11 protein-coding genes are annotated in these 13,954 nt (G+C 33.0%); 3 read left to right on the plus strand and 8 right to left on the minus strand.

Translation table 11 applies throughout. From position 1 onward, the window contains the following. Positions 1–79: 79 nt before the first annotated feature. Positions 80–3,040: a tetratricopeptide repeat protein gene (locus AC2A1C_RS00955; RefSeq protein ID WP_484022584.1), complete on the minus strand. Its 2,961-nt coding sequence runs from the start codon at positions 3,038–3,040 to the stop codon at positions 80–82. 256 nt (positions 3,041–3,296) lie between these two features. On the opposite strand from AC2A1C_RS00955, the gene AC2A1C_RS00960 reads away from it, so the two are divergent. Together AC2A1C_RS00960 and AC2A1C_RS00965 are read left to right on the plus strand one after the other, a co-directional pair. Next, a complete protein-coding gene (locus tag AC2A1C_RS00960) occupies positions 3,297–4,967 on the plus strand; it encodes an APC family permease (RefSeq protein WP_484022586.1) in 1,671 nt (556 codons plus the stop codon). 24 nt (positions 4,968–4,991) lie between these two features. After that, positions 4,992–5,303 (plus strand): Mpo1-like protein, encoded by a 312-nt coding sequence (locus tag AC2A1C_RS00965; protein ID WP_484022588.1) that lies wholly within the window; start codon positions 4,992–4,994, stop codon positions 5,301–5,303. Between the two features lie 41 nt (positions 5,304–5,344). On the opposite strand, the gene AC2A1C_RS00970 is transcribed toward AC2A1C_RS00965, so the two are convergent. From AC2A1C_RS00970 to AC2A1C_RS00980, 3 genes are all read right to left on the minus strand, one after another. Next, positions 5,345–6,445 (minus strand): tetratricopeptide repeat protein, encoded by a 1,101-nt coding sequence (locus AC2A1C_RS00970; RefSeq protein WP_484022590.1) that lies wholly within the window; start codon positions 6,443–6,445, stop codon positions 5,345–5,347. A 228-nt stretch (positions 6,446–6,673) separates the two neighbouring features. Continuing rightward, positions 6,674–7,039 carry a hypothetical protein gene (locus tag AC2A1C_RS00975; protein ID WP_484022592.1) on the minus strand — a complete coding sequence of 122 codons (366 nt, stop codon included), beginning with the start codon at positions 7,037–7,039 and terminating at the stop codon, positions 6,674–6,676. 37 nt (positions 7,040–7,076) lie between these two features. Then, positions 7,077–8,219, minus strand: coding sequence for an acyl-CoA dehydrogenase (locus AC2A1C_RS00980; protein WP_484022594.1), 1,143 nt, complete (start codon positions 8,217–8,219; stop codon positions 7,077–7,079). 117 nt (positions 8,220–8,336) lie between these two features. Here AC2A1C_RS00980 and AC2A1C_RS00985 point away from each other — a divergent pair, with 117 nt between their 5' ends. Continuing rightward, positions 8,337–10,112 carry an AMP-dependent synthetase/ligase gene (locus AC2A1C_RS00985; RefSeq protein WP_484022596.1) on the plus strand — a complete coding sequence of 592 codons (1,776 nt, stop codon included), beginning with the start codon at positions 8,337–8,339 and terminating at the stop codon, positions 10,110–10,112. 75 nt (positions 10,113–10,187) lie between these two features. On the opposite strand, the gene AC2A1C_RS00990 is transcribed toward AC2A1C_RS00985, so the two are convergent. From AC2A1C_RS00990 to AC2A1C_RS01005, 4 genes are all read right to left on the minus strand, one after another. Continuing rightward, complete coding sequence (locus AC2A1C_RS00990) at positions 10,188–10,967, minus strand: zinc ribbon domain-containing protein (RefSeq protein WP_484022598.1); 780 nt, start codon at positions 10,965–10,967, stop codon at positions 10,188–10,190. A 2-nt stretch (positions 10,968–10,969) separates the two neighbouring features. Then, on the minus strand, positions 10,970–12,067 hold the full coding sequence (locus AC2A1C_RS00995; protein ID WP_484022599.1) for a Nif3-like dinuclear metal center hexameric protein: 1,098 nt from the start codon (positions 12,065–12,067) through the stop codon (positions 10,970–10,972). 159 nt (positions 12,068–12,226) lie between these two features. Further along, positions 12,227–13,288 (minus strand): peptidylprolyl isomerase, encoded by a 1,062-nt coding sequence (locus AC2A1C_RS01000; protein ID WP_484023147.1) that lies wholly within the window; start codon positions 13,286–13,288, stop codon positions 12,227–12,229. An 80-nt stretch (positions 13,289–13,368) separates the two neighbouring features. After that, positions 13,369–13,878, minus strand: a complete 510-nt coding sequence (locus tag AC2A1C_RS01005) for an FKBP-type peptidyl-prolyl cis-trans isomerase (protein WP_484022600.1) — start codon at positions 13,876–13,878, stop codon at positions 13,369–13,371. Between the last annotated feature and the right edge of the window lie 76 nt (positions 13,879–13,954).

A 13,954-nucleotide genomic window follows, 5' to 3' on the forward strand; every position in this document is an offset into this window, starting at 1 on the left:
TACAATTCTGATAATCAATTAATTGTAGTTCTACGAATTTTCTTTATTCTGAACACGCCTTTTTGGCGTGTTCCTACATTTATTTTATTTGTTTCTTCACTTCTTTTGCTTCCGTTACAATTTCAGGAAAATCACCGTAATTGACAATAATTTGATCACAAGTATAACTTGCCTGATAATTATCTTTCAAACCCAAATAATTTTTAGCCATTACTACCAGAGCTTTTGCGCCCCAATATTCTTCCGAAGCATAATTGTTTGCCAATTTGAAAATCGTTTCATTAGAAGATTTGAATGCTTTTGCTTTATTTTGATAAAAAGCTTTTGCATACAATGCTTCGGCAGCCACTTCTGTATTTGCAGATTTTTCAAGAGCAGCATAAGCATTTTGAGCATCTCTATCTTTTCCGTTGTTCATCAAACTTCTGGCTTTTATTACTTTAGCACTTTCCAGTACAGTTGCAGAATTTTTGGAATTGGACAAAACTGCATCTGCATATTTCTCCGCTTCTTTGAAATTTTTCTCGTCAGCAAAAATTTTCATCAGCTCTACACTTGCGAAATTCTTAATATTGGCATTTGCAGAATTGGCAAGATTTTGTAAATACCGTTTTGCTTCAGAAGTATTATTTTGATTAAGATAAATTTGAGCTACTCTGGTTGCTGCATCTTCCTGATAATCATTTTGAACATCGGCAACTTCCTTTAAAATCAAGAGTGCTTTTGCAGAATTTTTGGTTTGATAATAACTTTCTCCCAATTCATATTGAGCCTGATAGAAACCATCTCCGGTTGGATTTTGAGAAAGATATTTTTCATAATATGGAATTGCATTCTGATATTCTTTTTTCGCATACAGATTTTTTGCGGTTGTAAGGTTGATTTCGTCAATTTCCGATGCGTCTATTTTTACCCCTAAACTATTGGCAAAATTCTGGTAACCTGAAACATCATTTTTCTTGATAAATGCAGGACGTGCAGCCTGAACAATTTTTGAAGCATACGCAGTATTTTTGTACTGATTTCCGAGAGATCGCAATTCTGCAAGAGCTTTATCATCCTGATTTTGGTCAATATAATTTTGCGCTCTATAAATCTGCGAATTGGCAACCAAATCTTTATCAGAGCTGGATTTTATCACTTTTGAAAAATAATCGTTGGAATTAGTATAATCATCCTGAGCTGCATAAGCTGTCCCGATTTCGTATTGCGCATCATCTGTATATTCGGAATTCGGATATTTGGAAAGCAGGGATTTCAGGTTTGTAATTTTTGATTCTGTATCGCCTTTAAAACCTAAAGCCATTCCTTTTTGGAACAAAGTATAATCGTCTGCATTATCGGTTTTATCATAAATAGCAATTGCTTCATTCAGTTCATTATTAGCATAATATGTATCGGCTAAACGAAGTTCTGCATCGTTTTTAAATTCCGGTTTTGGATCTTCAAGATATTTTTTAAAATAATTTTTCGCCTGATCGAATTTTTTCGATTTGAAATATGCATATCCCAAATCGTAATTCAACTGTTGTTTTTCAGGGAATGCTTCATTTGCTAATTTTTCATAACGAACAATTGCAGAAGGATAGTTTCCTTTCTGATAGTACGTTTGTGCAAGCCAATATATTGCTCTTGGTGTAATTTCTTTATTTTCATTTAATTCAAGACTTCGCATCAAATATTTTTCTGCTTCGTCATAATTTCCTTTGTTGAATTCTTCCGTTCCTAATAAAAAGGAAACTTCCTGATCAATTTTATTGGTTTCCGGTGAAGAATTCGGGAGCTTATCAATTGCGGCAAGCGTTTCTTTATAATTTCCGGAATACAGATAGGATTTCACCAAAAGCGATTTCATTTCTGAAGTTTTCGGACTTAAAGGATATGTATTGATATATTCCTGAATTACTTTAGGAGCAGCTTCAAAAGGATTTCCGATGTCATAACTCAGTTTTGCATACTGTTCGTGAGCCAATTGCTGAACTTTTTTATCATAATTCATCTGATAAGCTGAACGAAAAGCAGAAAGCGCTTCCTGTTTTTTCTTGGTCTGCAAATATGCGTTACCTAATTGATAATAAGCATTTTGCGAAAGTTCAGAATTATTATTGATTAAACGGTTGTAGTATGATACCGCTTCGTCATATTTTCCTAATTTGGACGTAACAAAACCCATTTCGTAAAGATCACTTTCGGAAGGATTGTTTTGGGTTTCCAAATAATTTTTTAAATGCGGATAGGCTTCATCATATTCTCCAAGTCGGAAATAGCTCTCTCCTATTATTTTATGAACTTCAGCTTTATAATCAGGTGAAATATCATAATTCAAAAGTTGATTTCCTTCAGAAATTGCTTTTTCGTAATCTTTCTGGTTGTAGTATAGTTGAACATAATACGGACGCACTAATTGTGCATATTTTTCATTCTCTTTGATCTGATCAAAATATTGAAAAGCCTTTTCATTCTGCCCATCTTGGTAATACAAATGTCCAAGCATATACGCAACATCTCCCTTTTCAGATTCATCTATATTTTTATATGCTTCTTCCAACGCTTCAATTGCGCCTTTGGAATCTCCTGTCATGAATTTCGCATATCCAATTTTAAGGATATATTGCGTATTCTCTTCTTTAGAAAGTTGGTATTGATTTACTTTTTGCAATGTTTCCAGCGCTTTCTCAAAATCTTTCTGAGTAAGATAATAATCTGCCAAAGGAAGATTCGCTTGTGCGAAATAGGCAGAATTCGGATATTCTTTCATAAATGCTTCCAAACCCTGTTCCGCATGATTTTTCTGAAGAATCACTCCAACCACGTTATCAAAAAATTGTGTTGCTTCTTTCTTCGATTTTGAAAGCATTTCGTTATAAAAATACTGTTGGGCATATTCATATTGAGAAGCGTTGTACACTTTTGTTTGGTAAAGATTTTCTGCGAGATTGAATTTGTAATTATCACGATCGCTGAAATATTGAGACTGCTGTGCTTCAGAAAGTCCGAAATAAAAAACAGCTGTAGCCAGTAAGATTTTTTTTGAATTCATTAACGTCATGTTTAAATAACAACGGTTAGTCATTTTAAATCAGGATAAATTTTATTTCAAAAAAAGAAAAAGTTATCCACAATACTGCAACGAAAATATAGAAAAGATATTGTATAAACAACACTTTTCCACATAATGTGAATTTGTGGATAAAACTTGTTTGTTTTGCTAAACTAATTGTATTGAAATGTTAAAGAATAAAAAATTATATCACTGAAATTATTACATTTGTTGAAAACTCAAAATTAAGCATTACATGAATCAACTTTTCAAGCGTAAATTGTATAGTGAAAGCGACCATCCTTCCGGACTTTTGAGAGTACTTGGTGTTTGGGACATTGTATTTTTCGGAATTGCCGCTATTATTGGAGCAGGAAGTTTCAGTAGTTTGGGAGAAGCGGTTTTCAAGGGTGGTCCCGGTGTTATTCTTTTGTATATGATCTGTGGTTTTGCGTGTGCTTTTACGGCGCTTTGCTATGCAGAATTTGCAAGCCGAATTCCAACTGCCGGTTCTGCATACACTTATGCATACGCAAGTTTTGGGGAAATTATGGCTTGGATTATTGGTTGGGCTCTTATTATGGAATATTCTTTCGGGAATATTTATGTTGCTTTTTCATGGTCGGATTATTTTACGAGTTTTCTGGGACGTTTAGGCTATCATATTCCCGATTATTTAACGTGTAGCTATACGGAAGCCAAAAAAGCATTTTTAAACCATTCTGAAAATAAAGAACTAATCAGTGCATGGAATACAGCTCCTTTAATTGGAAGCCTGAAATTTATTGTAGATATTCCTGCATTGGTGATTAACGGATTGATAACGTGGTTGTGTTATATTGGAGTTCGTGAAAGTAAAAATTTCAATAATGCATTGGTTATCTTGAAATTAGCTGTAATTATTTTGGTAATTTTAGTTGGAGTTGCGTATGTAAGTACTGATAATTGGACACCCTTAAATCCTGAAACAGGAGTACAATCGTTCATGCCGAATGGTTTTGCAGGAGTTATGAGTGCCGTTTCCGGAGTTTTCTTTGCTTATATTGGTTTTGATGCGTTGAGCGTACTTTCAGAAGAAACTAAAGATCCACAAAAAAATCTTCCTCGTGGAATGATTATTTCACTGGTTTTGTGTACTGTCATTTATATTGCTTTAACACTCGTGCTTACCGGAATGGTAGATTACCGAAAATTCGACGGAGTTGGAGATCCACTTTCTTATATTTTTGAAAAAGGAAATGCGAATGTTGCATGGATGGAACTTATTGTTTCTTTTGTAGCAATTGTAGCGATTACTACGGTTCTTTTGGTTTTCCAAATGGGACAGCCGAGAATTTGGTATGCGATGAGCAGAGACGGACTAATGCCTCAAAAATTCATGGAAATCCATCCTAAATATAAAACGCCTTCTTTTGCTACAATTGTTACCGGAATTGTGGTAGGTGTTCCTATTTTATTTACGGATAAAAGTTTTATTCTTGATTTTACAAGTATCGGAACTATTTTCGCATTTGTGCTCGTTTGTGGTGGAGTTTTATTGCTTCCTGCAAAAGAAAAACTGAAAGGCAGATTTCATCTTCCTTATGTAAATGGAAAACTAATTTTTCCTGTTTTATTTATCGGTGGTTTGGTTGGTTTTTATTTCTGGCAACCTGAATTTTTTCAAAATTTAATGAACTGGAGCGATCCTGAAGAAGGAGAATTCAGGATTTCAATCTTCTTTTTTATTATTATCAACCTGATATTGTGCATTTTAACTTTCTGGAAAAATCTATCTTTAATTCCACTAATCGGTCTAAGTTCTTGCTTATACCTTTTAACAGGAATGAGCCATAATAATTGGTTTTGGTTCGGGCTTTGGTTTGCGATAGGATTGGTGATTTATTTCTTTTATGGGTATAGAAATAGTAAACTTAGAAAATCGTAAATTTATTGGAAATTTAAAATAACAATGTCTGACAAAATAAAATCTTTCCGTGAATTCTATCCTTTTTATCTCACGGAACACAGCAAAACGGGAACACGGATCTTCCATTTTATTGGAACGTTTTTAGTGTTTTTCGTGATAGGATATGTCATTTATTCCGGGAAGGAACGATTTCTTTGGTATATACCGATTCTCGGATATGGATTTGCATGGATTTCTCATGCTTTTATTGAAAAGAATAAACCCGCTACCTTCAAATATCCGCTTTGGTCATTAATTTCAGATTTCCGCTTGTTTTTTGAATTGCTGATCGGGAAAGAGAAATTTAAAAACTAGAAAAATAAAAAACCTTCCAGAAAATTCTGAAAGGTTTTTTATTATTTGTCCTTAATTATTTCATAATCTTCACAGGCTTTCTTGTTATTATTTTCACAGGCTTTTTTGTACCAATATTTTGCTTTGCTTATATTTTCTTCTACCAATAATCCTTTATAATATATCCAGCCCAAATTTATCATTGCATCTGAATTACCTTTATTTGCAGCTTTCTCGTACCAAATTCTTGCCTGTTCATAGTCTTGTGGAACATCATTTCCATTAAAAAATATTGTGCCCAAAGAGAACATTGCTTCAGAATTGTCATAATATGTAGCTCTTTCGTACCAATATTTAGCCATTGCATAGTCTTGTGAAACTCCATGTCCAAAATAATACATATGACCCAGTTTTAACATTGCATTATCATTATTTTTATCTATTGCCTTTTCGTACCAGTATTTCGCTTTTTCATAATCTTGTATTGTACCTGTCCCCGTGAAATACATATTCCCTAAATTATACATTGAATTTGATTTGCCATTATTTGCAGATTTTTCGTACCAATATTTTGCTTTTTCGTAATTCTGAGGCACCCCTTTTCCGGTGAAATATTGCCATCCAACGATATCCATAGCATCAAAATCATCGTTTATTGCGGCCATTTCGTACCAATATCTTGCATTTGAATAGTCTTCGTCATTGTAATAAAGTGAACCTAGATTTGTCATTGCAGCAACTATTTCCTTTTCAGCTGCTTTTTTAAACCAATATTTCGCTTTTTCATAATTTTTTTCAACACCAATTCCCATATAATATAAATATCCTAAGGCTAACATATTATGTGGTTTTTCATTTACTTTATAATTTAGAAAAACAAAGGATTTTTTTATAATATTTTCTGGTATTTTAAGTTTTTTCCAAGCAGCTGTATACAATACGCTTGTATAAAGATTTAGATTTTTCTCAGTAAGCTTTTCCGGTGTAATATTTTCATCTTCAATAGCTGTTGAAAAATAGCTAAGGTTGGACAACAATTGTTTTTCATCACCTGAATTAGCAGCTTTTAGTGCGTTTTCCAAAAAACCCGTCATCTGTTCTTGCTGAGCAAAACATAGTAAATTAAAAATAAGAGCAGAAATAATTAATAATCTAGTTTTCATTTTTGCTTTTTTAATACGATTTTTTTAAGTAAAAAGAATTTTGCTCCTTTAGGAGCAAAATTTGTGTAGAAATAAGAATACATCCATAAATCCGTAGATTGGTATCGGAATCTAACAGATGTTCCAAATTTAGCGTTCCTATGGAACGCTGAGCTTCTTCCTAATACGTTTTCTACACAGATAAAACTCCATAGAGTTTTCTTACATTTTACTTTGAATCTCAATATTTTATTTCATATTAACCACTTTGTCTACTACATATTTTGTATTTCCACGCCAAGGAATTATTCCGTGATATTCTTTATAATGTAGGTCGAAATATTTCCCACTGTTATTTTCCAATTGTTTGAAAATCGTTTCGTCTTCGATAGAAAATTCAAATTCATAGCTAGTAAGATTTCCTGTTTTCGGATTTCCTCCAAAACCTTGCTGAATCAATTTCCCTTCATACGTTTTGAAAATATTTCCTTTGTAAACTGCATAATTCAGATAGCCGGATTTCACACCCTCACCAAATACAAAAAAATATTTATACCAAACATATCCTCCTAAAAAAAGAAAAATAGCCGCTAGAACGATCCATACATATTTCATGGCAAAGTGTTTTTAATTTTCAATCAAACTTATGAAATTATTTTTTGGAAATCGCTCTTGAAATCACAATTTTCTGAATTTCAGAAGTTCCTTCATAAATTTGGGTAATTTTTGCATCACGCATCATACGTTCCACATGATATTCCTTCACATATCCATAACCTCCATGAATCTGAACCGCTTCCACAGTAGTATCCATTGCAACCTGAGACGCATATAATTTTGCCATTGCTCCGCTTTCGGAAATATCTTTACCTTCATCTTTTTCGGAAGCAGCTTTATACACTAACATTCTTGCAGCCATAATATTCACATGCATATCAGCAAGTTTGAAAGCAATTGCTTGATGGTTTATAATTTCCGTACCAAATGCTTTTCTGGTTTTCGCATATTTTAGAGCCAATTCATACGCTCCGCTTGCAATTCCCAAAGCTTGTGAAGCAATTCCGATTCTTCCTCCATTTAGAACCGCCATCGCAAAATTAAATCCAAAACCGTCTTCACCAATTCTATTTTCTTTCGGAACTTTCACATTATTGAAAATCAAAGAATGAGTATCGCTTCCTCTGATTCCTAATTTATCTTCCTTAAGGCCAATCTCAAAACCTTCCCAACCTTTTTCAACTATAAATGCATTGATTCCTTTATGCTTTTTTTCCGGATCGGTTTGTGCAATTACTACATAATATTGTGCAGTACCACCATTGGTAATCCAATTTTTGATACCGTTTAAGAGATAATGATCTCCTTTATCTTCAGCTGTTGTTTTTTGGGAAGTAGCATCCGATCCAGCTTCAGGCTCAGAAAGCGCGAAAGCTCCAATTACTTCCCCACTTGCAAGAGGAACAAGATATTTCATTTTTTGTTCTTCACTTGCATATTTTTCAATTCCGGCACAAACCAATGAATTATTAACAGACATGATAACGGCAGCAGAAGCATCTACTTTTGCTATTTCTTCCATCGCCACTACATATGAAACTGCATCCAGACCTGCTCCTCCATATTTGGGATCTACCATCATTCCCAGAAAACCCAATTCTGCCATTTTCTTTACCTGTTCATGTGGAAATTTCTGATCTCTGTCTCTTTCTATAACTCCGGGTAAAAGCTCATTTTGAGCAAAATCTCTTGCAGCTTGCTGAATCATCAACTGCTCTTCTGATAGATTAAAATTCATAATATTCTTAAAGTTGTTGTTCGTAAAAATACAATTTTTGGGAAAATCTTAAAAATATATTTTTTTGGGTAATTTTAAAAAATAAATTATATTTACAATTAAAGATTTTTGAACAATATGACTTTTACAAGACTATTTGATATAGCACATTTTGCGGCAAAAAATTTCCCAAAAGCTGATATGTTTGCCACCAAATATCATGGAGAATGGAAGAAAACTTCCTCTCAGGAATATATTTATTCAGGAAACCAATTTTCGAGAGGACTTCTGAAACTTGGTATAAAACCTGGAGACAAAATTGCGCTGATTACCTCTAACTCCCGTACCGAATGGGCTATATGTGATCTTGGAATTTTACAGATAGGTGCTATTTCCGTTCCTGTCTATCCTACTATCTCATCATCCGATTATGAATTTATTTTTAATAATGCAGAAGTAAAATTTTGCTTTGTTTCGGACAGAGAACTTTATGATAAAGTAATTGAAATTAAAGAAAATATTCCAAGTCTTAAAGGTATTTTCTCTTTTGATTCCATCGAAGGTGTACCAAATTGGAAAGAAATACTGGATGCAGGAGAAGATGACGCTTCACAAACTGAAGTGGAAGATATCTCTGCTTCTATCAATCCCACTGATCTTGCTACGATTATCTATACATCCGGAACAACAGGCAAACCTAAAGGTGTAATGCTAAGCCATGACAATATTGTTTCCAACATCAAGGCTTCCGATGAAAGAATTCCGCTAAAAAATGATTTCGATTTCAAAACTGCAAAAGCATTAAGCTTTTTACCTATTTGTCACATTTTTGAGAGAATGCTTTTTTATCTTTATCAGACTAAAGGTATTTCCATTTATTTTGCAGAAAGTGTAGAGAAAATGGGTGAAAATATAAAAGAAGTAAAACCTCATTATATGACTGTGGTTCCGAGACTTTTGGAAAAAGTATATGATAAAATTTATGATAAAGGTGTTTCATCCGGAGGTTTGAAAGCTAAAATTTTTCTATGGGCTTTAAAAATAAACGAGTCTAAAAAGAAAATCTCCAAACCAAGTGGTCTAAAAGAAATTATTGCAGATAAATTGGTTTTCTCAAAATGGAGAGAAGGTTTGGGTGGCGAATTGACAACCCTGGTTTCCGGTTCTGCTGCTTTATCCGAAAGATTGAACAGAATTTTTCAAAATGCAGGAATTCCAGTTTTGGAAGGTTATGGTCTTACTGAAACTTCTCCTGTAATTTCGGTAAATTCTTTTAATCATCTGAAAGTGGGAACCGTTGGAATTCCTTTAAAAAATGTGAAAGTAAAAATTCAGGAGGATGGAGAAATCACGGTAAAAGGTCCAAATGTTTTCTTAGGCTATTATAAAAATGAAGAAATGACCAAAGAAGCTTTTACAAGTGACGGCTATTTTAAAACCGGTGATATCGGGCATATTGATGAAGAAGGATTTTTGAAAATTACAGATCGTAAAAAAGAAATGTTCAAAACTTCCGGTGGAAAATATGTTGCTCCGCAAATTATTGAAAATTTAGCAAAGGCTTCAAAATTTATAGAACAGATTATGGTAGTTGGTGATGGCGAAAAAATGCCATGCGCAATTGTACAACCAGATTATGCTTTTGCAAAAAACTGGGCAGATCTTCATAAAATAAATATCGGCAGTACTCCAGCAGAAATGTCTCAAAGCAAAGAATTGAAAGACAGAATAGAAAAAGAAATCGAAGAAATAAATAAAGGGCTTGGAAACTGGGAACAAATCAAGAGAATTGAACTTTCTCCGAATGTTTGGTCTATCGAAGGAGGCGAACTTACGCCAACTCTTAAATTAAAAAGAAAAATTATTAAGGACAAATACATTGATCTGTACAACAAAATGTATGGACATTCTTAGAAAATAAGTAATGATTAGTAATGAAAAAAACCGCGAAAAATTTCGCGGTTTTATATTTTCACATAAAAGTGTTTATTAAAATTTAATCACTTCTTTCATTCTTTCATTCTCTTCATTTACCAATTCTTCATCTACCAAGATTTTTCCGGAATGCTCATCAATGATAATTTTCTTTCTTTGAGCAATTTCCATTTGCTTTTGTGGCGGAATAGTGAAAAAAGATCCTTTTGCTGCACCTCTTTCCAAACCTACAACAGCAAGACCATTTATAGAATTAGTTCTGATTCTGGTGTAAGATCCCAAAAGTCTCTCATCAATTTTTTCAGAGAATTCTTTAGATTTTTCCAAAAGATATTCTTCTTCTTTTTGAGTTTCTGCTACTAAACCGTCCAACTCTTCTCTCTTGAATTTCAAATGATTCTTCAGCTCTTCAATTTTTGTATTCAGATCATTAAGTGTTTCGTTTTTATGAGAAATTTTTGCTCCGAATTCTTTAATTCTCTTTTCAGCCAACTGAATTTCAAGTTCTTGGTATTCAATTTCTTTTCCAAGAGTTTCAAATTCTTTATTATTTCTTACGTTGTCTTGTTGAGATTTATATTTTTCGATCAAAGATTTAGAATGATTGATTACTTCATTTTTAGTATTAATTTCATCATTCTGTTCCTTGATTTCCTGTTGAAATTTTTCTGCTCTTTTTTCAAGACCAGCAATTTCTACTTCAAGATCTTCTACTTCTATAGGCAATTCTCCTCTTGTATTACGAATTTCGTCCAATCTGGAATCAATAATCTGAAGATCATAAAGTGCTCTTAGTTTTTCTTCAACAGAGATTTCGTTTGTTTTTTTAGTCATATTTATAAAAAATAATTTACAGGATTGGTATTCTTACTTGATTTTGAGATTGCAAATTTAGGAAAATTTTCCGATAATATTTCAAATAATTGTTGAGTTACAAATTGTTCTGATTCGAAATGACCAATATCACAAATCAGCATTTTGTTTTCGGCCTGAAAAAAATCATGATATTTAACATCTCCTGTAAGATAGACATCGCATTTTGCCGAAATTGCAGCCCGAATTCCACTCGCTCCACTTCCGCCCAAAACTCCTACTCTTTTGATTTTCTTTTCATTAAAAGAAGAATGTCTAATAATTTTCAAATTAAATTTTTCTTTTACAAAATGTAAAAAATCATGCTCATCCATTTCATCTTCCAAATCACCATACATTCCCAAACCTGAATACTGATTTTCATTTTCCAACCGAAAAATCTGATAAGCCACTTCTTCATAAGGATGCGCAGATCTCATGGCTGAAAGAATCTGATTTTGCTTATAATTTTCAAAAATAACAGAAATCATTATTTCATCAGCATTTTCACGAATATTTTGCGTTCCTGAAAATGGCTTGGAACCTTCAATTGGACGGAATGTTCCATTTCCTGAAACACTAAAACTGCATTCATCATAAAACCCAATATTTCCTGCACCTGCTTCAAATAGGGCTTCTTTCACTGTTTCGGAATAATCGTGTGGTACATAAACAGAAAGCTGCTTTAAATTGGAAGATTTTGGCATTAATATTTTTTGATTGTTTAAATTCAATGCTTTGCAAATTCCATGATTTACTCCAAAAACATCGTTATCGAAAGCAGTATGAATGGCATAAATGGCAATTTTATTTTCAATTGCTTTCAAAACGGATCTTTCTACATAATTTTTGCCTGTTATGGATTTTAGTCCGGAAAAAATAATAGGATGAAAAACTACAATAAGATTTAAATTTTTAGTAATTGCTTCCTCTACAACATTTTCCAAAGCATCATGGCAAATCAGGATACCTGAAATATCACGTTCCGGATTACCACATAACAAGCCTACATTATCAAAATCTTCCGCTTGGCTGAGCTTGAAAATTTCATCCATTTTTTTTACTGCCTCCCTTATTTTCATCTGAATTTTAAATTAAAAAATCAAAGTACAAAATAAGGAATTATTTCGAGAACAATCTAAATGCGTAATTAAAAAAGGTGAAAAAGAAAATTACAGCCAAAAAAAGAGGCATCGTTTTATAGAATGCCTCTTTTTATGATTAAAATTTATTTCTAAATTTTATTTTACATCTGATGTACTACCACCTGCTATTTTCACAAGTTCCACATCAAATACTAACCACGCATTTGGAGGAATTACACCACCTGCTCCTCTTTCACCATAACCCATTGCAGGCGGAATCAGTAAAGTAGCAGCTTCACCTTCTTTCAATAATAAAATTCCTTCATCCCATCCTCTAATTACTCTTCCTACTCCGATTGGAATATCAATAGGCTCATTTCTTTTGAAAGAAGAATCGAACTCAGTTCCGTCTACTAATTTTCCAGCGTAATGTACGGATACATTATCACCTGCTTTTGGTGCTTTTCCGCTGGTTGCTTTTGTAATTTTATAATATAAACCTGATTCTGTTTTTTGCATTCCCGCTTTTAAATCCTCAACCATTTTTTCCTGATTAGCTTTGAATTCTTCTTCTTTCTTCTTTTTTTCAGCTTCTTCTTTTGCCAGATATACTTTATTTTTTTCCTGAATTTTATCTTTTCCTTCAGTAAAGATTTTTACAGGATCATAATTTTTATATTCATCTCCTTTGCTGAATATGTTTACTTTTTGCAAAACAACATCCGTTTTTGGCTTATCTTGCGCACCTTTTTCCACATTAGCAATAGCATCAATTACTTCTTGTCCTTTCACTACTGCACCAAAAACAGTATGTCTACCATCTAACCAAGGAGTGGCAACTTCAGTAATAAAAAACTGAGAACCATTTGTATTAGGTCCAGAATTAGCCATTGATAAAATACCTTTTCCTGTGTGTTTCAAATCATTTTTTTCATCATCAAATTTGTAGCCGGGATCTCCCATTCCTGTTCCTTGCGGATCACCTCCTTGAATCATAAAATCTTTGATTACTCTATGAAAAATAGTACCATCATAATAAGGAACGCTTTTCGCTTTAGCCTTATTATCAAGTTTTCCTTCAGCAAGACCAACGAAATTAGCCACTGTTACCGGAGATTTTTCATCTTCAAACTTCACAATCATATTCCCTTTGGAAGTCTGAAGATTTGCGTAAAGCCCATCTTTCAGGCTTTCATAAGTTTCTTTGTCTACGTTCATTTTTTTATAAATTGGGGTACAACTTGTTAAAGAAACAGCTACTGCTGCTATCATTAATTTCTTTATCATTATTTTAAAAATTATACAGTTTTAATCTTTATAATTACAGGCATATCATTTGATATCTTTTTATTATCCCCATAAGTTCCGAAAGCCAAAACAGATGGAATAAGTAAAGTAGCCTCCTGATTTTTTTCCATATATCGTAATGCATCTTCCACAGCTTTCAGTTCCTCAAATTTTCCAAACTGCACATTCTTCATTACTTTCGGTTCATTATAAAGTTTCACTTTATCAAAATCATAAATATCATATTGATAGGATACAAATTCACCGTCTTTCTTTTTATTATTTTTATCTAAATCGGGAATATTAATCCAATAATTCATTTTCATCGGATAAAATTTTTCATCCTGCCCATTGATCCAATCCTGAATCTGAGCACGCTCCATCTCATTAAGGCTCTTTGCCCGATTTTTAGAAACTTCTATGTCTTTCTCACTCAAAATTCCTCCAATAGGAGGATGAACCTGCTGCTTATTGCAGGCTGCCAAAATGAGTGCAACTGAAGCCACAATTATTCTCTTCATAAAAACTTTTGCGAAAATACGCATTTTCAAAATTTTAAAAACAAAAAGTCAGGAAGAAAAATCCTGACTTATATCT

It is taken from the genome of Chryseobacterium sp. HNCC26DJ241 (assembly GCF_057180505.1).

Bases quoted from the DNA above. Each gene is read 5' to 3' on its own strand.
- AC2A1C_RS00955 (WP_484022584.1), bottom strand. From the start codon at position 3,040: ATGAATTCAAAAAAAATCTTACTGGCTACAGCTGTTTTTTATTTCGGA.
- AC2A1C_RS00960 (WP_484022586.1), top strand. From the start codon at position 3,297: ATGAATCAACTTTTCAAGCGTAAATTGTATAGTGAAAGCGACCATCCT.
- AC2A1C_RS00965 (WP_484022588.1), top strand. From the start codon at position 4,992: ATGTCTGACAAAATAAAATCTTTCCGTGAATTCTATCCTTTTTATCTC.
- AC2A1C_RS00970 (WP_484022590.1), bottom strand. From the start codon at position 6,445: ATGAAAACTAGATTATTAATTATTTCTGCTCTTATTTTTAATTTACTA.
- AC2A1C_RS00975 (WP_484022592.1), bottom strand. From the start codon at position 7,039: ATGAAATATGTATGGATCGTTCTAGCGGCTATTTTTCTTTTTTTAGGA.
- AC2A1C_RS00980 (WP_484022594.1), bottom strand. From the start codon at position 8,219: ATGAATTTTAATCTATCAGAAGAGCAGTTGATGATTCAGCAAGCTGCA.
- AC2A1C_RS00985 (WP_484022596.1), top strand. From the start codon at position 8,337: ATGACTTTTACAAGACTATTTGATATAGCACATTTTGCGGCAAAAAAT.
- AC2A1C_RS00990 (WP_484022598.1), bottom strand. From the start codon at position 10,967: ATGACTAAAAAAACAAACGAAATCTCTGTTGAAGAAAAACTAAGAGCA.
- AC2A1C_RS00995 (WP_484022599.1), bottom strand. From the start codon at position 12,067: ATGAAAATAAGGGAGGCAGTAAAAAAAATGGATGAAATTTTCAAGCTC.
- AC2A1C_RS01000 (WP_484023147.1), bottom strand. From the start codon at position 13,288: ATGAACGTAGACAAAGAAACTTATGAAAGCCTGAAAGATGGGCTTTAC.
- AC2A1C_RS01005 (WP_484022600.1), bottom strand. From the start codon at position 13,878: ATGAAGAGAATAATTGTGGCTTCAGTTGCACTCATTTTGGCAGCCTGC.